The organism is Paraflavitalea sp. CAU 1676, assembly GCF_029223285.1.
Lineage (GTDB): Bacteria > Bacteroidota > Bacteroidia > Chitinophagales > Chitinophagaceae > Paraflavitalea.
In genome coordinates, this window is the sequence record NZ_JARHUJ010000005.1 from 436,904 (window position 1) to 457,956 (window position 21,053).

General features: G+C 50.0%; 16 protein-coding genes. 9 read left to right on the plus strand and 7 right to left on the minus strand.

Features of this window, described 5'->3' with window-relative positions; all coding sequences use genetic code 11:
• Nucleotides 1–196 precede the first annotated feature (196 nt).
• Entirely contained in the window at nucleotides 197–655 is a 459-nt protein-coding gene (locus P2H89_RS18240) for a hypothetical protein (protein WP_275829463.1), read from the minus strand.
• Between the two features lie 91 nt (nucleotides 656–746).
• Nucleotides 747–1,580, minus strand: a complete 834-nt coding sequence (locus P2H89_RS18245; RefSeq protein ID WP_275829465.1) for a hypothetical protein — start codon at nucleotides 1,578–1,580, stop codon at nucleotides 747–749.
• Nucleotides 1,581–1,716: 136 nt separating this feature from the next.
• Here P2H89_RS18245 and P2H89_RS18250 point away from each other — a divergent pair, with 136 nt between their 5' ends.
• A complete protein-coding gene (locus P2H89_RS18250; protein ID WP_275829467.1) occupies nucleotides 1,717–3,711 on the plus strand; it encodes a glycoside hydrolase family 97 protein in 1,995 nt (664 codons plus the stop codon).
• Nucleotides 3,712–3,769: 58 nt separating this feature from the next.
• Nucleotides 3,770–6,124: an arylsulfatase gene (locus P2H89_RS18255; RefSeq protein ID WP_275829468.1), complete on the plus strand. Its 2,355-nt coding sequence runs from the start codon at nucleotides 3,770–3,772 to the stop codon at nucleotides 6,122–6,124.
• Nucleotides 6,125–6,175: 51 nt separating this feature from the next.
• On the opposite strand, the gene P2H89_RS18260 is transcribed toward P2H89_RS18255, so the two are convergent.
• Nucleotides 6,176–7,573 carry a DUF1254 domain-containing protein gene (locus P2H89_RS18260; RefSeq protein WP_275829469.1) on the minus strand — a complete coding sequence of 466 codons (1,398 nt, stop codon included), beginning with the start codon at nucleotides 7,571–7,573 and terminating at the stop codon, nucleotides 6,176–6,178.
• A 280-nt stretch (nucleotides 7,574–7,853) separates the two neighbouring features.
• Between P2H89_RS18260 and P2H89_RS18265 the strand changes: the two genes are divergently transcribed.
• Nucleotides 7,854–9,236 carry a putative sulfate exporter family transporter gene (locus P2H89_RS18265; protein ID WP_275829470.1) on the plus strand — a complete coding sequence of 461 codons (1,383 nt, stop codon included), beginning with the start codon at nucleotides 7,854–7,856 and terminating at the stop codon, nucleotides 9,234–9,236.
• Between the two features lie 92 nt (nucleotides 9,237–9,328).
• On the opposite strand, the gene P2H89_RS18270 is transcribed toward P2H89_RS18265, so the two are convergent.
• Nucleotides 9,329–11,785 (minus strand): outer membrane beta-barrel protein, encoded by a 2,457-nt coding sequence (locus tag P2H89_RS18270; RefSeq protein ID WP_275829471.1) that lies wholly within the window; start codon nucleotides 11,783–11,785, stop codon nucleotides 9,329–9,331.
• 240 nt (nucleotides 11,786–12,025) lie between these two features.
• Between P2H89_RS18270 and P2H89_RS18275 the strand changes: the two genes are divergently transcribed.
• Together P2H89_RS18275 and P2H89_RS18280 are read left to right on the plus strand one after the other, a co-directional pair.
• On the plus strand, nucleotides 12,026–13,063 hold the full coding sequence (locus P2H89_RS18275; RefSeq protein ID WP_275829472.1) for a histidine kinase: 1,038 nt from the start codon (nucleotides 12,026–12,028) through the stop codon (nucleotides 13,061–13,063).
• 8 nt (nucleotides 13,064–13,071) lie between these two features.
• On the plus strand, nucleotides 13,072–13,782 hold the full coding sequence (locus tag P2H89_RS18280) for a LytTR family DNA-binding domain-containing protein (RefSeq protein WP_275829473.1): 711 nt from the start codon (nucleotides 13,072–13,074) through the stop codon (nucleotides 13,780–13,782).
• Between the two features lie 24 nt (nucleotides 13,783–13,806).
• Here the strand turns inward: P2H89_RS18280 and P2H89_RS18285 are convergent, their stop codons facing one another.
• Both P2H89_RS18285 and proB read right to left on the minus strand, forming a co-directional pair.
• The gene (locus P2H89_RS18285) at nucleotides 13,807–15,048 is read right to left on the minus strand and encodes a glutamate-5-semialdehyde dehydrogenase (protein WP_275829474.1); all 1,242 of its coding nucleotides are present in this window, start codon (nucleotides 15,046–15,048) and stop codon (nucleotides 13,807–13,809) included.
• 8 nt (nucleotides 15,049–15,056) lie between these two features.
• Nucleotides 15,057–16,091, minus strand: a complete 1,035-nt coding sequence (proB, locus tag P2H89_RS18290; protein WP_275829475.1) for a glutamate 5-kinase — start codon at nucleotides 16,089–16,091, stop codon at nucleotides 15,057–15,059.
• A gap of 304 nt (nucleotides 16,092–16,395) precedes the next feature.
• Between proB and P2H89_RS18295 the strand changes: the two genes are divergently transcribed.
• From P2H89_RS18295 to P2H89_RS18310, 4 genes are all read left to right on the plus strand, one after another.
• A complete protein-coding gene (locus P2H89_RS18295; RefSeq protein ID WP_275829476.1) occupies nucleotides 16,396–17,271 on the plus strand; it encodes a polysaccharide lyase in 876 nt (291 codons plus the stop codon).
• A 426-nt stretch (nucleotides 17,272–17,697) separates the two neighbouring features.
• On the plus strand, nucleotides 17,698–18,483 hold the full coding sequence (locus P2H89_RS18300) for a polysaccharide lyase (protein ID WP_275829477.1): 786 nt from the start codon (nucleotides 17,698–17,700) through the stop codon (nucleotides 18,481–18,483).
• 271 nt (nucleotides 18,484–18,754) lie between these two features.
• On the plus strand, nucleotides 18,755–19,516 hold the full coding sequence (locus tag P2H89_RS18305; protein WP_275829478.1) for an SDR family oxidoreductase: 762 nt from the start codon (nucleotides 18,755–18,757) through the stop codon (nucleotides 19,514–19,516).
• A gap of 64 nt (nucleotides 19,517–19,580) precedes the next feature.
• Nucleotides 19,581–20,162 carry a TetR/AcrR family transcriptional regulator gene (locus P2H89_RS18310; RefSeq protein ID WP_275829479.1) on the plus strand — a complete coding sequence of 194 codons (582 nt, stop codon included), beginning with the start codon at nucleotides 19,581–19,583 and terminating at the stop codon, nucleotides 20,160–20,162.
• A 7-nt stretch (nucleotides 20,163–20,169) separates the two neighbouring features.
• Here the strand turns inward: P2H89_RS18310 and P2H89_RS18315 are convergent, their stop codons facing one another.
• Nucleotides 20,170–21,009 carry a ThuA domain-containing protein gene (locus tag P2H89_RS18315; protein WP_275829480.1) on the minus strand — a complete coding sequence of 280 codons (840 nt, stop codon included), beginning with the start codon at nucleotides 21,007–21,009 and terminating at the stop codon, nucleotides 20,170–20,172.
• Between the last annotated feature and the right edge of the window lie 44 nt (nucleotides 21,010–21,053).

The following is a 21,053-nucleotide window of genomic DNA, read 5'->3' on the forward strand; positions in this document are numbered from 1 at the left end:
GGGATGGGGCGCAAACGGGTCGGTAAATCAGGAGCAGCACGAAAAAAGACGCAGGGGGAATTGGCCGGCCTTCCGTTGAAATAGAAATGCTGTCTTGGGGCTGAGCACTTGAACCTGCAAACCTTCCTACGGTTTTTTTGAATAGCATGGCGGTTATGACGAGGTGCTTATTGTGAATATCGCAGTGATAGTTGCACTATTCGCATTTTACGGGAGACAGTTTGATGATGCCATCAAAGTTCAGTGTTTTTAAATCTTTGAACCGTACTCTGTCATTTTCTGTAACCGACTCTCCATACCCTTCAACGAATGTGCCATTGACCAGTTTAAAGGCAACCTGCCTTTCGGATGCCTGCCCTTCGGAAATGAAGGAATAGTTGGCAACAAACAGGCTGTCCTGCATGTGGCCCTGGATGGTGCCTTTGTTTTGGTCTTTGCCATCGAGTTTATATACCAGTACTCCGGTGATATTGTCTTTAATATGCAGCAGGCGCAGGATCACGGTATCGGCCTTGCTGGCATATTGATAGCAGCTCATTACGCTTTCTTTTTCTTCCTGTTTGGTGGAATCTGTTTTAACCTCTTCTTTGGGGGAGCTATTGGAGGCGCAGGAGGCTAAGAAAATGCAGGTAATGACTGTTGCGGTAAGTTTCATCGACATGATTTGCTATTGAATTAAGAATATTGGACCAGCTTTAATGCGGGTCAAATATAGGTATTTGTAAGGGAGCCGTCGGTTTGCCTGATTATGCTTTGGCAGTGGCGTACACGGAGAATTCATGGATCTTCCGGTAGATTTTACGGCGTGTAATGATGGTGGGGCCTTCCTGCCGGTTGGTATATGGTTCGTCGAGGGTATACAACAGGTCGAAAAAATATTTACCAGGGCGGGTGAAACGATAGGTGCGGCAATGTTCTTTCAGAGGTGTCCAGGCGGTAGCAGCCGCACCGCTCTGCAGGGGATGGGGCGCGGCAGTGGTGTCGCAGAACCTGCCGTCGATGTTTTTGGGGTAATGGGCCGCCCAACGGTCGCGCCCAATTTGTTCATGCAGCTTGCCAAAGAAGAAAGCAGGGTTGGGATAACTGAGGATGGTATACTGGCTTTTGTTGGTGATATTAAAAGCTGCTTTGTTGCCGGGACTGGTGGTTTCAATCGGGGCAAACTGCAGGTGGTCTGCCTCTTTTTGATAAATGAGGGTTTTGACCTCTTTGATAAAGTCGTTGGAAGCTGTAGCGCTGAGATACAGGAATATCTCTACCCGTGCTGTGGAGGAATCAATGAGCAGGGTGTCGGATACCTGTTCGTCTTTTTCACCGGAAAGGTGGATGGTCGTCATGTATTGCCCGGTTTGAAGCCGTTCGTTGTGTTGGTATAGGTTTGAATTATTATACCGGCCGTCTTTGCGGAAGTTGTTGTAGTTGAAGCTGATGACGGAGTTGCCGGCCTGAGCGATGTTGAACTGCAGCAGATTGGTCCTTTTGACCCCTGTATCGGTGATGAGCGTGATGGTGACCTGTGGCTGCGCCAGTGAGCTGTTGAGAAAGGCGAGGAAGAGGAGGATCGTCAGGCAATATCTCATGCTTAGGGGTTGTATTCAAATTTACCGCTATTTAAGCTGCTTTTCAATAAGTTTAAATCCGCTCATTCCTGGTTAATATCCTACCAATCCATGTTGAAAGGCTGGTGTAAATTGGCGGTTCTTAAAAGGAATCTCCATGGTATTAGATCAACAACGCTATTTCGGTAAGCTGACCAGCCTGTTTATTGCTTTGTTCTTTTGTGTGGCTGTGGCCCAGGCTGCCGATCATGAACTGCGCTCACCCGATGGAAATATTGTGATTAAGGTAAGTGCCGGCGGTACGATCACCTGGAGTGTGGTGTACAGGAATGAAGTTATTTTAAAGCCGTCGGTTATTTCCATTACTACCAACGGTGAGGTATTTCCCGGCGTCAAAACAAAGCTGCTGAAGCAGTCTGCTACGGCCAATGCAGATACTATCTTTTCTGTGGTGCCTGTAAAGAACAGTCGCATCCCCAATACGTATAGGCAGCTGAGGCTTTCGTTTTCGGGTGGTATCGCGCTTACATTCCGTGCTTTCAACAATGGGGTTGCTTATCGTTTTGAGCTGGATAAAAAGGACGCATCTGTTAAGGTCGATCAGGAAACGGTTAGCTTTCAACTCGATCCGTCCAATCAGGCCTGGTGGCCCGATGAGAGCAATCCGGAATTCATTTCTCACTATGAGGCATTGTTCAGCAAAAAACAACTCGATACCATTCCGCCACAGAAATATGCTTACCTGCCTTTGTACCAAACAACTCCTGCCGGCACTAAGGTGGTGATCTCCGAGTCGGATCTATATGATTATCCTAATCTCTTCCTGACACCCAAAGGTGGCGGCAAGCTGGAAGGCGTATTTCCGCCGGCTGTATTGAAGAGTTTTGTAGCGCCGCGTACCGACCGCCGCGAAGTGCTCGCCGAGAAAGCGGCTTACATCGCCAATACGAATGGGAAAAGAACATTGCCCTGGCGTTTGCTGATGATCGCGCCCGATGATGCCGCTTTGTTGTCGAATGAGTTGGTGTTTCAACTGGCTTCGCCCGTTGTTGCTGGTGACTTCAGTTGGATCAAACCCGGCAAAGTGGCCTGGGATTGGTACAATGCCAATAACCTGTTTGGCGTAAACTTCGAATCGGGCATCAACAACGACACTTACAAATACTATATAGATTTTGCTGCCCGTTTCGGGCTGGACTATGTGATCCTCGATGAAGGCTGGTCGCGTACCACTACCGACGTCAGTGCGCCGCGCAAAGGCATCGATGTACCTGAGCTGGTACGCTATGGGGCCGGCAAAGGTGTAGGTATCATCCTGTGGAGCCTGTGGCGGCCCATTGATGAGAAGATGGATTCTGTACTCGATCGTTTTGTGGAGTGGGGCGTTAAAGGGATCAAGGTCGACTTCATACAGCGAGCCGATCAATACACTGTAAACTGGTACGAGCGTGTGGCCAGGGCTTGTTTCGACAGAAAGTTACTGGTAGATTATCATGGTGCATACAAACCCGTTGGGCTTAACAGAAAGTATCCCAACGTCATCAATTACGAAGGTGTGAAAGGATTGGAGAATAATAAGTGGGCCGATTACATCACCCCCGAGCACAACCTTACGCTTCCTTTTACAAGAATGACAGCAGGGCCGATGGACTATACTCCTGGCGCCATGCGCAATTCGGTGAAGAAGGGATTCCAGGTGTCGTTCAATGAGCCCATGAGCCGCGGTACCCGAGCTCACCAGGCTGCTATGTATGTGATGTATGAAGCACCTTTGCAGATGCTCGCAGAAACGCCTTCGCTTTACCTCTTGGATACAGTCTTTACCTGCTTCATTGCTGGCATACCCACTACCTGGAATAAGACGGTGCCTTTGGCCGGTAAGATTGGCTCCTATGCAGCTGTTGCCCGCCAGCATGGTGACAAATGGTATGTCGGCGCCATGACCGATTGGGAAGAGCGGACACTGAATGCTACACTCGACTTTTTGCCCGAAGGCAATTACAGGATCGATATCCTCACGGATGGCATCAACGCCGGCAAATATGCTGTTGACTATAAGATCGAGAGCAGGCAGGTACGTAAGGGCGAGACCATTAAAATGAAAATGGCCTCCGGTGGGGGATGGGTGGCGGTGATCAGTACGGTGAAGTAAAATTTGTTGGCGGAAATGTAGTCCGGCTGGTGTCCTTGTTTATTCAAAACAGGACACTATGAAACGCACCCTGCGTATGCGGTCGATGGCTGTGGCAACGGCATTGACCATTAGTTTTTTATCCTTCGGGCAACAGCCATCTACGCCGCGCATTTTACCAAGACCCGATTTTCATTTTCCCGGCAATGTGGGCCGTACCTACCTGGAATCGGATCCGGCACAATTTCCCCAAATGGTGCAGGCGCCCAAGGGGGCTCCGAATATCTTATTGATCCTGCTGGACGATGCTGGTTTTGGCCAATTCAGCACCTTTGGCGGGGGCGTGCCATCGCCTACGATGGACAAGCTCGCGGCAGAGGGGTTGCGCTACAATCGTTTTCACACTACCGCTTTGTGTTCACCTACACGTGCTGCGCTCATCACCGGCCGTAATCATCATTCGGCTGCGTTTGCAAGCATTACCGAAGTGGCTACGGGCTATGAAGGATATACTTGTGTATTGCCCCGGAGTTGTGGCACCGTAGGGGAGGTGTTGAGGCAAAACGGATATTCAACAGCCTGGATCGGCAAAAATCACAATACGCCACCCTGGGAGCTAAGTGCTGCAGGGCCGTTTGACCGGTGGGCCAATGGTTTGGGTTTTGATTATTTCTATGGTTTCAATGCAGGCGATATGAACCACTGGAATCCTATCCTCTTCGAAAACCGTGATCTTGTGCCGTCGTCCAAAGATCCGGCGTACCACCTTACCACCGACCTGGCCGATCACGCTATAGCCTGGGTGCGCAAAATGAAAAGCATCGCACCCGATAAACCTTTCTTTCTCTATGTAGCGCCAGGCGCCACCCATGCACCACATCAGGCGCCCAAGTCCTGGATCGATAAATTCAAGGGGCAGTTTGATGATGGTTGGGATGCCTACCGGGAAAAGACATTCGAACGGCAAAAGTCCAAAGGCGTTATTCCGGCCGGCACCAAGTTGACGCCACGACCTGCGAGCCTGCCTGCCTGGAGCTCACTCAATGCCCAACAGAAGAAACTATATGCCCGCATGATGGAGGTATTTGCCGCTTATGGCGCTCAATGTGACTATGAAATGGGACGCATTGTAGAGGCGGTAAAACAATTGCCGGATGCAGACAATACCATGATCATTTATATCGCAGGAGATAATGGTTCCAGTGCGGAAGGTGGTCTGGAAGGTTCATTGAATGAGAATCTCTTCTTCAACGGGTTTCCTGAAAAGTGGGAAGATAATTTGAAGGCCTATGATGAGATCGGCGGACCTAAACACTTTAATCACTTTACCAGTCAGTGGGCCTGGGCCATGAATACGCCTTTTCAATGGACCAAGCAGGTGGCCAGTCATTTCGGCGGCACCCGCAATCCGTTGATCATCGATTGGCCGGCAAAGGTTAAAGATAAAGGTGGCCTGAGAAGTCAGTTTGTGCATACGATCGATATTGTGCCTACTATTTATGAAGTGTGCAATATAACGGCGCCAGATGTTTTGAATGGTATAGAGCAGAAACCCATTGAAGGGACCAGTTTTGCTTATAGTTTTCCCCGCGATAGTGCTCAGGCAAAGGACCGTCGCGAAGTTCAGTATTTTGAGTTAGGCGTTAACCGGGGTATGTATAGTCATGGCTGGATGGCCTCTGCGATGTCGTTTGTGCCATGGAATCCCAATAGGGATAAGTTTGATCCTGACCAGCAGAAGTGGGAACTGTATCATGTTGACGAAGATTTCAGTCAGGCAAACGATCTCGCGGCCAGCAACCCGGAGAAGCTCCGGCAACTGCAGGATCTGTGGTGGGTAGAGGCGGCGAAATACAACGTTTTGCCGCTCGACTGGCGAGGCACCATTCGCTTCAATGCCGAATTGATGGGGCGGCCGAGTCTGATAGGGCATCGTAAGTCGATGACTTATTATCCAGGTACGATTGGCCTTCCTGATGCTGCGTCTCCTCCGATGACGAATAAATCGTGGACAATTACAGCAGAATTTGAAGTGCCGGCCTCGAATGCCAATGGTATGATCGTTACCCATGGTGGTTTGGAAGGCGGCTATGGATTGTATCTCCGTGATGGGAAACCGACGTTTGTGTACAATTACCTGGCAGCGGCCCGCCCCACGTTTGCGGGGAAAGCAGCCCTGTCAAAAGGCAAAGTAACCCTGGTGGTCAATTTTGCCTATGATGGCGGAGGTTTGGGTAAGGGCGGAACCATCACGATGACGGCCAATGGTAAAGAGGTCGCCAAGGGCCGACTGGAAAAGACGATCCCTATTCAATTCAGCCTTGGTGAAGGACTGGATATCGGGCAGGATGTAGGTTCGCCGGTCGATTTTACCTATAAAATGCCTTTTGCTTACACCGGGAAGATCGATAAGGTAACCATTGATCTGAAATAGTTCGAATAGATAGTAAAGCGGCCTCTGTCTTATGATAGAGGCCGCTTTGCTTTAGGGTAGTTTCTGAATACCTGGCGGCGTCCATGTTCTGTTGAGCATATCCTCTTTGGGCCAGTAAACCCGCATCAGGATATTGAACGGACCAGGTGGCGCGGGCAACCAATTGCTTTCTTTCTCTTTGCCGGGATTGTCCTTTTGCAGGTAGATGTCGGTTGATCCATCTGCGTTTACCGTTAGTTTGCTGCGATCGCCGAGCGTGTATCGGTTGATGGGATTGCCGACAAAATAACCGGCGGGGTCGTACATCGTGAGCGACCAGAATGCGTTGGCCGGGGGTGTTTTACCTTTCTCAAAATGCAATACATAACGATTGGCGCCATCGAGCGGCTGGCCGGTAGCATCGAAGCCGGCCGATGGGTAAATGGCATCTTCCCGGAGATTGGCGCCCAATCCGAAATGCGCCACTGCGGCCCGGCTCAAATAGTCTGTTCCATAAGTGCCGATCACTTTGTGGCCAATGTTCCAGCCGCTTACCAGGCCGGTCTTATCATTAAGGCTTTGGTCGAAAGCATCAGCGATCTCTTTGGGAAGGGCGCTTACTGCTTCCTGTTCACCCGAGGGGATATGGTGCAGCTCGAATTTTTTGCCGGGGCCTACATTGATATGGGCGAATCTGCGCAGTACCGCACTGTCTGCGGCTGGCGGTGGATACTTATACAGCAGGGCGTTGACATACTGGAAAAATGTTTCTACCGGCATAGCTGCCACGATGGCATTGGGATCGCCTTTGGGGAAGCTGGTGTCGCCGGCGATGACCGGGCCGGTGTTCTTTTGTCCCGGCAGGCCGGAGGGAGCCAGTATGAATTGCTTTTGAAGCGGGATTACAATACGGTCCCCATCTTGTTTACTATTGACCTGTGTGCGGCCAATGATCCAAACCATATCTGTAGGCGCCTGTATCAATTGCGTGCCGGCGGGAGTGGCTCCGGCATATTGAGGGCCTGCTACCAGGAAGGTGTGGGCCTGATTGCCCGTGGTGCGCGTGCCGGGTGCGGCGAATACATTGGTGTAGGCATCCATCATCGGCAACATATAGTAGCGGCCTTTGGTATCGGGCACAGAAAGCGTTAATGGGCCTTTGGAGAGATCCAGAAAAGCAATGGAATAGTAGGTGTCGGCATTGGGGCGTACCACATTCCGGAAACTGGCATCGGGGAATTCGGAGTTGTGGCGGAAATGGTTTGGTTCGGCATAGAGGGTGCCCGTTTGCGGATTGTTCATTTGCCGGCGGGTAATGTCCATCAATACGATCGGTAGCCCGTAGAGGTAAGCCTCTTTGGCAATGGATACTACGTCTTCTCCGGCTTTTGTTGTGTCGCCTGCAGCGGGGCGGTCGCTACAGGCAGTAAGCAGTGCTACAATAGTTAGGATCAATAGATGAGTCTTCATATTTAATCGTTTATAGTTGTCGGCCCGGTGCTATGGTTTACGATTAACCGATCCAACAGATTTTAATTGAATTTTCATGCACAGGACACGACCCTGTTTGGATCAAAGAGTTATGACACTTGCCGGTGGTAATTTCCGCCAGGTGGCTTGGAAGGATGCCGGATGGAGGCAGCGAGACGGGAGGCGTTGTATCTCTACAAAACAGGTAGAATATGGCTGTTTGGCAGGCAGACGGTATATTTGGGCTGATTAACCTTGCACACTGATCAAAACAACTAAGATGTCTTTGGAAAATACCGCCGTACCAACTACCCCCGTTCAGAGCGAAACCTTAGCGCTGGATGCCCCGCGTAAACCATTCCTGAAAAGCCTTACCGAAGACTGGTGGGCGGTGCTGATTGGCGGCACCATCATATTGACGGCGCTGGCCGTTGTTTCTTTTGCTACCGGGTTTAAGTTCACAGTTCCTGTTTATCAATGGGCTTCAACGGACGATCTGTTGGGCAAAGTGCTTACGGGCGCCAACCTTTCCCTCATTGCAGGTATTGGGGTATTGCTGGCTGTTCTTTCTTCCATCGCCATCGGACTGTCTGGCGGAAGCATCAAAAAATACCTGGCGGGCTTTAGCCTGGTGTTCATAATAGGAATTGCTTCTCTGATCATTGCCGGTAATAAATCGATCAGTTATTATGGGGTGGAATATGTGGTCTTTGCCCTGATCATTGGCTTGCTGATTGGTAACCTCACTACCATTCCTGATTGGCTGCGTCAAGCGGCCCGTTCGGAATTCTTCATCAAAACAGGATTGGTGATCCTGGGCAGCAGTGTATTGTTTACTGATATCGTGAAAGCCGGCTTGCCAGGCATATTACAATCGGTGCTGGTGGTGAGTGTGGTCTGGTTCTTTGCCTTATGGTTTAGCCGCAAACTTAAAGTAGATGATGAATTTGGTGTGATCCTCGCCTCTGCCGTGGCCATCTGTGGCGTATCGGCCGCTATCGTTGCTGCCGGCGCGATCAAGGGCGATAAAAAGAAATTATCTTATGTGACTACGCTGGTGTTGCTGGTAGCCATACCTATGATGATATTGCAACCCTGGCTGGTGAAGGTGCTGAATATCCCTGAAGTAGTAGGAGGCGCCTGGCTGGGTGGTACCCTGGATACAACGGCCACCGTTACAGCTGCTGCTGCGCTGGTAGGCCCTGCGGCGCTCAAGGCGGGCGTAATTATCAAGTTCTCGCAGAATGTGCTCATCGGCGTTGCAGCCTTCTTTATAGCCATCTGGTGGACGTACCGCAACAATGGCAAGGCGACGGGGCAAAAAGCCGTTGGTGGTGAGAAACCGGGCCTCGGCGTTGTGTGGGAGCGTTTCCCCAAGTTCGTACTTGGTTTTATTGTAGCCTCTTTACTGTTTTCCTTCTACATACCAGCTGATACGGCAAAGTCGGTTGGCGGCATACTCGGCAGCCTTCGCACAGTGTGGTTTTCGCTGGCCTTTGTAGCGATCGGTTTGGAGGCTCGTTTTGGCGATCTCGTTAAGATCGATGGTGGCCGGCCGGCCCTGGCCTTTATTGGCGCCCAGTTCTTCAATATTCTCTGGACGCTGCTCTGGGCCTTCCTGTTGTTTGGCGGCATCCTGCTGGCGGTACCGGATATCCAATAATTTATAAATGGTAAGAGCGGGCTACCACACCCGCTCCTAACCGTATGAGCATTCGACGTTCCCGATGTTGCCAGTATGCACTGCATACTTGTTTACTGTGCCCTTTCCTTTACATCATCTGCGGTGTTGTCGTTGTAACGACGTTTGCGGGCGAAGGTTTCCTTGCCAAAGCTATAGCTGAACGAAAGGCCTACACGCTGTGTATCGTTCGTGCTGGTACGTACCATGGTGGCTTGTTTCAATCCTTTTGTTTCTTCCTGCCACTTCAGGCTGTGGAAGATGTCTTCTACATTCACTTTCAGGTTGCCTTTTCCTTTCAATACTTTCTTTTGCAGTGCGATGTTCACCCAGTAGCGTGATTGTACCTTTCTTTGCCAGTTGATGTTCGGCGCATTGTAGGCGGCAAAGAGTTCACCGCTCCAGTCTTTGCCAATGCGGAACTGGTTCATCCAGGTGGTGCGCCAGGTGAGTTGTTTGAGGTCGAGTTTTTCGGAATATAGTTGCCCGCTTGTCCTGAACTGCGCTCCCGCCAGCTGGAAGGTGAAGTTCCACCACTTGGTGGGGTTCAGAGTGGTGTAGGTAAGCAAGGCAATCATTTGCCGGGTACCGATATTTTCCGACCGGGTGATGATGGTATTGTCTTCAACCCGTTGTGCACCATAGAATCCATCCGTAATACGTTCAACGTTGAATATGGCGTTGAAAAGTTGCTTATAGCGGTAGCCGACCTGTAAAGAATTGCCGTATGCTGGTTTCAGTGTGGGGTTGCCGGTGCTGAACGAATACTGGTCTACAAAGAACAGAAAGGGATTCAGCTGTTGGTAACCGGGCCGATTGATGCGCCTGGAATAGTTTACAGTAAGGTTATGTTTGGCAAGACTGTCCAGTTTGTACGATAAAAAGACAGTGGGGAACAGTCCGGTGTAATCGTTGCTGAAGGAGGAGCCGGCTACTATTGCATTGCCCATTTGTTGGCCGTTGGTATGCGTATGCTCCACGCGCAGACCAAGCTGCATGCCAAATCTTTTCCAGTCTTTACGGCCGTTGATGTAGGCCGCGTTGATATTCTCGCGGTAAATGAAGTGGTTCGAGCGGCCGTAGTCGGGCAATTCTGTATTCCCCTGCAGGGCGAAATATTCCGAGAGGTTATCGTTTTCTACCAGGCTCGATTTCCAGCCTCCTGAAATGCTTGCTTTGTTCTTCAGCGGATGAGAGTAGTCGGCCCGGGCGGTATAGATGTCGATATCGGAGGGCAGGCGGTACAAGAAGTCGCTGTTGCTGATGGGATCGCCGGAGGGAAGGTTGACTTCGTTTTCCAACAATTGATTCCCCGTACTGTGGTAATTGATATAGTTGATATCGGCGGTGAACTCCCGACCATTGTTGTCGAACTTATGTTGGAAGTTCAGGTTAACGCCCAATGGTTGCCAGGTGCTGCGGTTGTCGGTAGTGCCCAGGCCGATAGAGTCGGTGGTGCCGGCAATCGTGTAACTATTGGTCGTGTATTCGATCTCTTCAAGACGGCGGCGGCCTCCTCCATTTACAATCATGCCGATCGTTGTTTTTGGTGACAGCGTATAGTCCATGCCCATCCTGCCTGTCCACTCATTGCTGCCGGAAGTGGAGTAGGTGCGGAGTTCTACACCGCTATTCTTTTGGGTACTGCCCGTATAGAAGGAGCGATTACTTACGTCGTCATAATAATCTGAATAGCGTCCGTAGCTGAAGTTGCCAAACACGTTGACCTTCCGGTTCACGTAGTTCAGGTTAAGCGAATTGTAGCTTCTGGCCAGTTTACCCTGGTTGTAGTTGAGGTTAACACTACCCACGTATCCCTGCGTTCTTTTTCGTTTCAGTCTGATGTTGATGATGGCGCCGCCATTGGCGTCGTATTTGGCTGGTGGGTTGGGCATCAGTTCTATCTTATCGAGCATACCGCCGGGTAAGGAACGCAGGTAGGCTGCCAGATCGCGCCCGCTCATATAGGTGGGGCGGCCATCGATCAGTACGTTGACGCCGTTGGCGCCATTGAGGCTGATCTCTCCGTTGGCGTCTACGATGATGCCGGGCGTTTTTTCCAGTACTTCGAGGGTGTTACTGGTGGAGGCGCTGACCATAGATTCGACGTTCACAATTGTTTTGTCGATATCCTGTTCGATCAGCGGTTTTTTAGCCGTTACCGTTACTTCCTGGAGATTCCCCTTTTTATTGGGCACCAGTATGACTGCCGGCAACGAGATGGCGGCGCGTTGATCGGTGAGGGCAAGGGGGCTGCTGGTATAAGGTTTCATGCCTGCGGCGGTGATGGATAGGAGATACGTTCCTTTGTTCAGGCCGGTAAATTCGAAGCGGCCATTGCCTTTGGCCATCTTCGTCTGTACTACGGCAGAGTCTGCCGCCTGCAGCAGGCGGATGGTGGCATTTGGCGCCGGTTCATTTTGTATATCTTTGACCAGGCCGCTGATAGACCGGTTGGTTTCCTGCGCTGGTGCGGTCTGCGACAGGATGAGGAGGCTGAGTGTACTTAAAAGTGTAAAGCAAAATTTCATGGCTTGTTGATTGTAGCGTGGTATGGAATGAGGCAAATTTGCTTAGGACCGGGAGGTTATGGAAATAAACATGTTGTAACAGGGGCGGAGGCGGACGAAAGGTGGTTTTTGGCTGATCAAAAGATTCGTCCCGTTGGAGTGAGCGTCTGGCATGGGGGAGCGGCTGTTTGTCAGGCCGGTTTCGTAGTATGAACGGGCCGGGGCACATTTGCACCATTCCCTCTACTGTAAAAAAGTATTATGAAGATCAAAGAAGCAATGTCAAAGACAAAGAAGAATACCCTGTACCTGCTGGTCCTGGCTGCTGCCGCTATCCCCCTGGCGGTGATTGCCAGTTTTTATGTGGATGCCTTGAACGTCAGGGAGGAAGGGTTGATCGTTTTCTTTATCACGGTTTATTTTATCGTTGGCGTTTATATCGGTCGCTATGTTTCGCAGATATGGACTAAGCGGTTTTCGAGGATCCCCACCAAGATCTTTATTACGCTGGGCGTCGTAATGCTGGCCAGTTTACTCTCCATGTTTATGTTCGGCGCGCTGTCGGTCAACACTAGATTCTTTTTGCCATTCTTCCTGCTGGCGGCAAGTTCGCTGATCCTGAGTATAGCCACGGGGATCATGATCAAACTGGTACGCTATACGGTATCGGGCCAGTTACAGGATGCACGGGCAGATGCGGCGCAAAGCCATAGTGAGCTCAAGTTGTTGCAAAGCCAGCTGAGCCCGCATTTTCTGTTCAATACCCTCAATAATATTTACGGTATATCACTTACCCGGCACGAAAAGGTGCCGCCCTTGCTATTGAAGCTCTCCGATCTGCTGCGCTATTCGGTTTACGATGCGCGCGAGCAGTTTGTGCCGTTGCAGAGCGAGATGGAGTATATTCATAATTATATAGATTTTGAGAAGATCCGCATCGGAGAGAAGCTTGTGCTTACCACAGAGTTCGAGTATCATATCGATCCAAAGATCAAGATCGCCCCCTTGCTGCTGATCATCTTCATCGAGAATGCTTTCAAGCATGCCAAGAATACGACTCAACAGGAGATCTATATCGATATCAAGCTGAAGATCTGGGGTAATTCCATTCTTTTTGCCATTAAGAATTCCAACAAGACAGATAAAGGAGAAAGGGGTATATTGAATGTGCATAGCGGCTTTGGCCTCGATAATGTGCGCAAGCGCCTTGAGCTATTGTATGAAAATCAGTATCAGCTCGATATTGAAGATGAGGATGACAGTTATAAAGTGTCCTTGCAATTGAGGATCAAAAAATAACGAATCGCATGAACAGGTATGATTGTCTTATTGCCGATGATGAACCGATTGCGCGGGAGATCATTGAAAGCTATTGCAAACACCTGCCACATCTCAACGTGGTGGCGAGTTGCGCCAATGCGCTGGAAGCCAAAGCGGTGCTGGAGCAGCAAAAGATCGATATTCTCTTTCTCGATATCAATATGCCAGTATTGGATGGTATTGCGTTCCTGAAAACACTGAAGGATCCACCTGAAGTGATCTTTACGACAGCCTATAAGGAATATGCGGTCAATGCCTTCGATCTGGCGGCCTGCGATTACCTGCTAAAGCCTTTTTCGCTCGACCGGTTCATTGTAGCGGTCGACAAGGCGATCGCCCAACTCAGCAGGCCACCACTAGGTACCTCCGCCATTGCGGATGTAAAAGAAGAGGACTATACGTTTATCCGCATCGATAGTAAGATCTATAAAGTGCTGTACAACGATATACTTTATGCCGAGGCGAACGGCAACTATACGAAGATCGTCCTGAAGCAACAGACGCTGATGCCGGCCATGACCTTTACGGCTGTGGAGCAACAATTGCCAGGCAGTCGTTTTATCCGCGTTCACCGGTCTTTTATCATCAATAAGGCTGCTATCTCCCATATCGAGGGCAACAGGATCTTTATCGGGCGGATTGAAGTGCCGATAGGGAGCAACTATAAGGAGGCTTTTCTGCAGGCCATCGGTTTGTAAAGCCCCGGGGCGATGACGATGGCGTTACCTGATCTGCCCCTTGCCGCGAATTACCCATTTTTCGGTTACAAGTTTCTCAAGCGCGAACGGTCCGCGTGCATGCAGTTTCTGTGTGGAGATGCCGATCTCGGCCCCGAGGCCAAACTCCTCACCGTCGGTAAAACGGGTGGAGGCATTGCTGTATACAGCGGCTGCATCTACTTCGCGGATAAAGCGTTCGCTCACTGCTTTATCGGCCGATACAATGGCTTCGGAATGTTTGGTAGAGTGGATCGCGATATGGGCCAGTGCTTCCTCAATGTCGTCCACAACTTTAATGGCGCATTTCTGGCTCAGGAACTCCCGGTCGAAGTCGGCCGGTTTTGCTTTTTGCAGATGAGGATAGTTCTTCAGTATTGCGTGTGCCTTTGTATCAGCAAATACTTCTACTTCTTTTTCTTTGAAACCAGGTTGGATAAGCTTTAGCACCTTGCCGGCAATGCTTTTGTCGATCAGGAGGGTATCCATAGCATTGCAAACGGATGGGCGGGAGGTTTTGGCATTGACCACGATCTGCGCCGCCATCTGCGCATCGGCCTTGCTGTGTACGTACACATGGCAAACGCCGGCGCCCGTTTCAATCACGGGTACCAGGCTGTTCTTGCGAACATATTGGATGAGGCTATCCGACCCGCGGGGTATCAATACATCGATGTATTGGGTGGCGGTGAACAGTTGATCCACTACTTCCCTGGCAGGAGGTAGTAATGCTACCACTTCGGGATTGATGCCCTGGTCTTTCAATACTTTCTTTATGATCTTCACACCGGCTTCGTTGGTATGGGCGGCTTCGCTGCTTCCCTTCAGTACGCAGGCGTTGCGGCTGCGCAGGCAAAGCGCTGCGATATCAAATGTTACATTGGGCCTTGATTCATAGATGGCGCCCACTACGCCGAGTGGTACGCTGATCTTTTCCAGTTGCAAGCCGTTGGGCAGGGTGCGCTTGGCCAATACCTGACCGGTAGGGTCGGGGAGGCCGGCCACCTTCTTAATGCTGCTGGCGATATTTTTGATGCGTTCTGGGGTGAGCAGTAAGCGGTCGTTGCGTGGGTTGCCTGGATCCTGTTTAGCGAGATCAAGGGCATTGGCTTTGAGTAGTGTGGCGGATTGCTTCACCAGCTCTTCTGCCAGTGAGCGTAATGTTTGCTGCAATTGTTTGCCGCTGAGTGCCTGTAAGCTGGTAGCGGCCTTGTGTGTCTTCGCGAGGAGGGGTAATATCGTTTTCATCACTGATCTTAATAGAATAATACAATATCGTCTGCATGGGCAGCGATCACATTCTTTACGGTGAGCTGACTATTGATGGCTTTTACATCGGCCTTTGTTTTGGCTACGCCGAGGATCGTTCCTTCTTCATCAACTATCTGCACTACTTCACCTGCGCCAAATTTCCCTTTGGCCTGGGTAATGCCTACCGTCAGCAAGCTTTTGCGGGCCTGCAAGGCTTTGGCGGCTCCTTTATCTACATGAATGGTACCCAGGGTTACCGAGCCACTAGCCAGCCATTTCTGGCGGGCGCCGAGCGTAGAGGCTTGCGGTACGAAGTAGGAGCCATTGCGACCTTCGAGTGCAGACGATAAAGGTTTTTCACCTTTCAGTCCGCAGATCACTACCTGTATACCCAGCGAGTTGGCCAGTCGCGTAAAAGTGAGTTTGGAGATCATGCCGCCCAGACCGAGCCCGCTTGTTTCGGTGCTTACGTATTTCATCACGGAAGCTACTTTGTCGATGCGTGGTATCACCTGTTTCTTGTCGTCGAGCAGGCCGCCTGAAGAAGTACATAGTATCAGGGCTGAGGCATCGAAACCGATGGCGATGAGTGTAGCCAGTTCGTCGTTGTCGGAGAATTTGATCTCCACATTACTGACGAGGTCATTCTCATTCACAACGGGTACAATGCCATTTTCCCAGAATGTGGTGAAGGTCTCTTTCAGTTGGAGGAACTGCTTGCGGTTGGAGAAGTGTACTCTTTCGCACAAGGCCTGGGCTACGGTGATGCCATGCGGTCGGAAGTATTGGGCATATAGTTGAATGAGAATGGGGTTGCCTACTGCGGCAGCGGCTTTGCGTTCGGACAAGGTTCCTTTATAATCTTTCAGAAACTTCTTTCCACTGCCTACGGCACCGCTACTTACCAGTACGAGGCGGTATTTTTTGCTGAGCAGGGCAATCTCTTCAGCTACTTTCTTAATGATGCCGGTATCGATATTTCCATCCTGGTTACTGATGACAGCTGTTCCTAACTTGACAACTAAGACTTTCACGGCCATTTCTATATAATTTTTATAGAATAATGGGCGTAAAAATAGCAAATAACCGGCGAATGGGCGGGCCTTTGCAGGCAATTGAAGAATATTGAGCTTACTAAATAGCCAATGCAGGGTACAAATCGGATAATATTGTTGACTATCTTTCTTTCTATGCCGCGCCGCTTGCCGTTTTTCCCAGGCGCAGCAGTGTTCATCTTTCCTCAAGTGATTTGCTACCGAAACGCCCGCCCGGGCGAATGCAAGCCCGTATACATCTGTATGGTCTTGTCTCAATTATATTCCTATCCAATTAAATGAAGAAAAAATGCAAATCAAAACCAGCAAACACCATGTAACGGCTGCATGCCTGCTTATCCTTTGTTTATCCATTGTGTCCTGTCAAAAACAATCGATCAAGGAGCAACCTGCCGAGGATGCTGTCGCAGGAGGCACTCCTGAAGACGTGGAACTGAATGCCATCAACAGTAGCTTTTCCGAGAACTGGGACAGCTACACCCATGGCAGCCAGTACACAACAGCTCAGGCTTCGGCCGATTTCGGCAACATCAGCGGATGGAACCAGGGACGTTCAATGATCTCCAACGGTAACCTGCGTGTTACCCTCGAACCCAATGCGCTGTCTGGCGCAGGTGGTATCGTTAGCAATATCGACGTATCGGATGGCTCGGCCTACGAACTCGATTACGATATCCGTTTTCACAGTGCCTTCGACTGGAGCCGCGGCGGCAAGCTGGGTTTCGGCTTTGCGATTGGCGAGGGTAATGCGGGCGGTGACCCGGCATGGGATGGCAATGGCGGTACGTTGCGCCTCATGTGGTACAATAACAATGGCCGCGTGTATTTCCATCCTTATGTGTATTACAGGGATCAGCCAGGCCAGTATGGCGACAACTTCGGTAAATCGTATCCATCATCGGGCAGCCTCAACAAAAGTCAGACCTACCATGTACATATGTACATCAAGAGCAACACCGGTAGCAGCACCAATGGACGCGCCCAGATCATCATCGATGGTACCACCCTGCTGGATATTCCAATCCGGTGGACGACCAACGATGCACAGCGATTGATCAGGAATGTTACCTTCCACACGTTCCGTGGTGGCAGCCAGGATTACTGGATGTCATCGACCGTGGGATACATCTACTATGATAACCTTGTTGTAAACAAGATCAGTTAAGCGGATAGAATAACTAACTGCGCACCGGCAAGACCATAACCAAACGGGGCTGTCTCTATGAGGCAGCCTCGTTTTTTTGTTAGTTTCGGCTGAAACGCTTTAGCAAGAGCGGTTGCATATCCGGATGACAATATTGCCAAAAAGGCTTGCCGTATCAGTTGAGTGGTTGAATATCTTTACTGTCTACTGCGCTTTGCAACGACCATTCAGGGTGCATTCTTGTACATCTAACTTCAATTGACTTTACTGCCGATCGCTCTCGCGGGCGCATTAATGCCTGTGTATATCTGTATGGTCTTGTCTCAATTATACATCTATCCAAGTAAATGAAGAAAAATGCAAATCAAATCCAGCAAACAATTTTTTACGGCAGCTTGCCTATTTGTTCTTAGTTTATCAATTGTATCCTGTCAAAAACAATCTGCCGTGGAGGAACCAGCAGATGTATCGGCTGTTCGGGGAACTCCTGAAGACGTCGAAATCAATGCCGTCAACAGCAGTTTTTCAGAGAACTGGAATAGTTATGCCAATGGCAGCACGTACACGACGGCCCAGGCTTCGGCCGACTTCGGCAACATCAGCGGATGGAATGAAAGTCGTTCCATGATCTCGAATGGTAATCTGCGTGTTACCCTTGAACCCAATGCGCTATCGAGCGCCGGTGGCATCATCGGCAACATCGATGTATCGGACGGTTCGGCCTATGAGCTCGACTTCGATATCCGCTTTCACAGCGCCTTTGATTGGAGCCGTGGCGGCAAACTGGGCTTTGGCTTCTCGGTGGGTGAAGGCAATACCGGCGGCGATCCCGGATGGGATGGCAACGGCGGGTCTCTCCGGCTTATGTGGTACAATAATGGTAGCCGCGTCTATTTTCACCCTTATTTGTATTACAAAGATCAGCCCGATGATTTTGGCGATAACTTCGGTAAATCTTATCCCTCCACGGGCAGCCTTAACAAAGGGCAAACCTACCATGTGCATATGTACATCAAGAGCAATACCGGTACGAGCACCAATGGCCGCGCCCAAATCATTATCGATGGCACTACCTTATTGGATATCCCCATCCGGTGGACGACCAACGACGCACAGCGATTGATCAAGAAGGTTACTTTCCATACGTTCCGTGGTGGAAGTGAGGCTCATTGGATGTCCTCGACTACTGGATATATTTATTATGATAACCTGGTTGTAAACAAGATCAGTTAAGCGGATAGAATAACTAACTGCGCACCGGCAAGACCATCAAGAAGCGGGGTCGTCTTTCAATAGATGGCCCCGCTTCCCATTTCAGAGATTCCTGGCATTCTAAGCGATTATCCTACGCTTATCCTTCCCTCATCCCGGTTTTGGAACAGGTGCCTGTAATGACCGGCCATTTGCTTATCCGGCGCGCCCCGACCCGTTAAGAAGGAATTAACAAAGAATATTTGGAATGATCGTTCCAGTATTTGTAGCTTTGTTTTATCAAACAGAAAAAATGAACATCATGAAAGGTCTTACAGGAAAAATGGCCGTTGTTACCGGTGGTAATAGTGGTATTGGTTATGCAGCTGCAAAAGCCTTGATCGACAGCGGTGCACAAGTAGTTGTGACCGGCCGTAATGGAGCCGCTACCGAAAAGGCTGCCAATGAGTTGGGTGCAAAGGGGGTAGTTGCCGATCAGTCAAATCTTGCTTCCATAAAGGAACTGGAATCTGAGGTGCGTAACCAATTCGGAAAAATTGATGTCCTGTTCCTGAACGCCGGCGCTGCTGCTTTTGCACCTATCCAGGACGTAACGGAAGCACATTATGATCAACTGATGAATGCCAACGTAAAGGGTACTTATTTCACACTGCAACAATTGTTGTCCCTGCTGAATGATGGTGGCTCGGTAATCTTCAATACTTCTGTAAATGCTACCCTGGCAGCTCCCGGCAGCAGTATCTATGCGGCCTCTAAAGCAGCTTTGCTGTCGATCAGCAAAGTATTGGCCGGTGAACTGGCAGTGAGAAAGATCCGCGTAAATGCCATCTCTCCCGGCCCGGTTGCTACTCCCTTATACGGCAAACTGGGTCTTGAAAAAGAACAGGTGGAGGGTCTTGGTAATGCATTGGGACAGAAGATATTGCTGAAACGGTTTGCCCAGCCCGAGGAGATTGCCAAAGCGGTTTTATTCCTTGCCTCAGACGATTCCAGCTTTATCACAGGTACTGAGCTGGTGGTAGATGGCGGCCTGACTGTCAATACCGTGATGTGATTTTTTTGCCTTAATCTGGAACATTCGTTCCTGATTAGTAATTTTGGTTCATAAATGACCACGTATGGCACGTACTAAAGTTTTTGATGAGCAGGAGGTGCTGAAGAAGGCTATGCAGCTTTTCTGGAATAAAGGATACAATGGAACTTCGGCGCAGGATCTGGTAGATTATGTTGGTTTAAGCCGGTCGAGCCTGTATGATACGTTTGGCGACAAGCACGGGCTTTTCATAAAAGCTTTGGAATTGTACCGTACCATCAATGAGGCTGTATTGGAAGATAAGCTTGGCCATGCGCCGGATGTTCGGGTGGCTATTCAGCAAATATTGATGCAGGCCGTGGAAGAGAGTCTTGCCAGGCGCTTTACACAGGGTTGTTTTATGGTCAATACCACCAGTGAACTCGCTTTGCACGATTCAAAGGTAATGGCGATCGTGACGGCCAACCGTAACAGAACGGAGGTCATCTTTGCAACGGCCATCCTGCGGGGGCAGGACAAGGGGCAGATCAGCAAGATTCATAGTCCCACAGCACTTGCCAGTTTTCTCTTCAATACCTATACAGGCATCAGGGTGGCTGCCAGGTCTGAAACTGCCAGCCGAGATATGCTGGAGAACATTGTGCAGGTAGCCATGTCTGTACTATAGCCGCTACTTATTTTTTTCTTTTAGACTTGCCCATCCACTTCAGGGTATTGAGAATGAGCTGGCGCTGGAATGCGTTGGCATAGGTGAACGATAGTTCCTTATTGGTGCGTCCTTCGTAGTCGATATCATTGTGTCCCATGTTCACGTACACCATGCGGTATTTTTTGTTGGTCCAGGCCACGGGGAAGTAACCACTGTGCCAGATCTCCCAACTTTTAGGGCCGGTGCCTAAGGGAAAACTGGTAGAGTCGATGGAAAGGAGGATATTGATATCGGGATTCTTGCGCAGGTCGAGCTGCCAGCTATACCATTCGTTGGGGGCCGATGAGAAGGTGGTGGGCAATCCTTTCACGGAAGGGTGTTTTTTATCTTCCACGCGTAATACTGCCGATGTTGGTCGCCAGGTATTGCCTTTGTATTGGCCCGCGCCGATGAATTGATTGTGGTACCAGTCCCAGTTTTGCGGATAGGCTGAGGGACTAAGGGCAAAGCCGGCAAAGTGGAAGCCGATCCAGGCGCCGCCGTTTTCCATGTATTGCTGGAAGGCGGTTCGCTGACTGGCCGAGTCGGGCCGGGTATCTAAAAACAAGACTACCTGGTATTGTGCCAGGTAGTCTGTATTCATATTGTTCCAATTGTTGGTGGAGTCGTACTGAAAATTGTTTTCGGCGGCTGCCTGTGCCAGCCATTTATTGGCTTCGTGCACATAGCTGATATGGGCCTGGTCGTTTTTTGCGGTATAAAAGCCGATCACTTTAAAGCGTGGGCCTTTTTGCTGTGCCTGCAAGGGGCTTAGATAAAGAGTAATGGTTAGTACTGTTACAATGGCGCGCAAAAGATGGTTCATGAGCAATGGGTCTGTTTGGCCCAAATTAAATCTTTTTGCATCGC

What these genes read in the sequence shown, in the direction of transcription:
- P2H89_RS18295 (WP_275829476.1), top strand. Translation starts at nt 16,396, where the DNA reads ATGCAAATCAAAACCAGCAAACACCATGTAACGGCTGCATGCCTGCTT.
- P2H89_RS18255 (WP_275829468.1), top strand. Translation starts at nt 3,770, where the DNA reads ATGAAACGCACCCTGCGTATGCGGTCGATGGCTGTGGCAACGGCATTG.
- P2H89_RS18275 (WP_275829472.1), top strand. Translation starts at nt 12,026, where the DNA reads ATGAAGATCAAAGAAGCAATGTCAAAGACAAAGAAGAATACCCTGTAC.
- proB (WP_275829475.1), bottom strand. Translation starts at nt 16,091, where the DNA reads ATGGCCGTGAAAGTCTTAGTTGTCAAGTTAGGAACAGCTGTCATCAGT.
- P2H89_RS18280 (WP_275829473.1), top strand. Translation starts at nt 13,072, where the DNA reads ATGAACAGGTATGATTGTCTTATTGCCGATGATGAACCGATTGCGCGG.
- P2H89_RS18310 (WP_275829479.1), top strand. Translation starts at nt 19,581, where the DNA reads ATGGCACGTACTAAAGTTTTTGATGAGCAGGAGGTGCTGAAGAAGGCT.
- P2H89_RS18270 (WP_275829471.1), bottom strand. Translation starts at nt 11,785, where the DNA reads ATGAAATTTTGCTTTACACTTTTAAGTACACTCAGCCTCCTCATCCTG.
- P2H89_RS18265 (WP_275829470.1), top strand. Translation starts at nt 7,854, where the DNA reads ATGTCTTTGGAAAATACCGCCGTACCAACTACCCCCGTTCAGAGCGAA.
- P2H89_RS18315 (WP_275829480.1), bottom strand. Translation starts at nt 21,009, where the DNA reads ATGAACCATCTTTTGCGCGCCATTGTAACAGTACTAACCATTACTCTT.
- P2H89_RS18305 (WP_275829478.1), top strand. Translation starts at nt 18,755, where the DNA reads ATGAACATCATGAAAGGTCTTACAGGAAAAATGGCCGTTGTTACCGGT.
- P2H89_RS18250 (WP_275829467.1), top strand. Translation starts at nt 1,717, where the DNA reads ATGGTATTAGATCAACAACGCTATTTCGGTAAGCTGACCAGCCTGTTT.
- P2H89_RS18285 (WP_275829474.1), bottom strand. Translation starts at nt 15,048, where the DNA reads ATGAAAACGATATTACCCCTCCTCGCGAAGACACACAAGGCCGCTACC.
- P2H89_RS18240 (WP_275829463.1), bottom strand. Translation starts at nt 655, where the DNA reads ATGAAACTTACCGCAACAGTCATTACCTGCATTTTCTTAGCCTCCTGC.
- P2H89_RS18260 (WP_275829469.1), bottom strand. Translation starts at nt 7,573, where the DNA reads ATGAAGACTCATCTATTGATCCTAACTATTGTAGCACTGCTTACTGCC.
- P2H89_RS18245 (WP_275829465.1), bottom strand. Translation starts at nt 1,580, where the DNA reads ATGAGATATTGCCTGACGATCCTCCTCTTCCTCGCCTTTCTCAACAGC.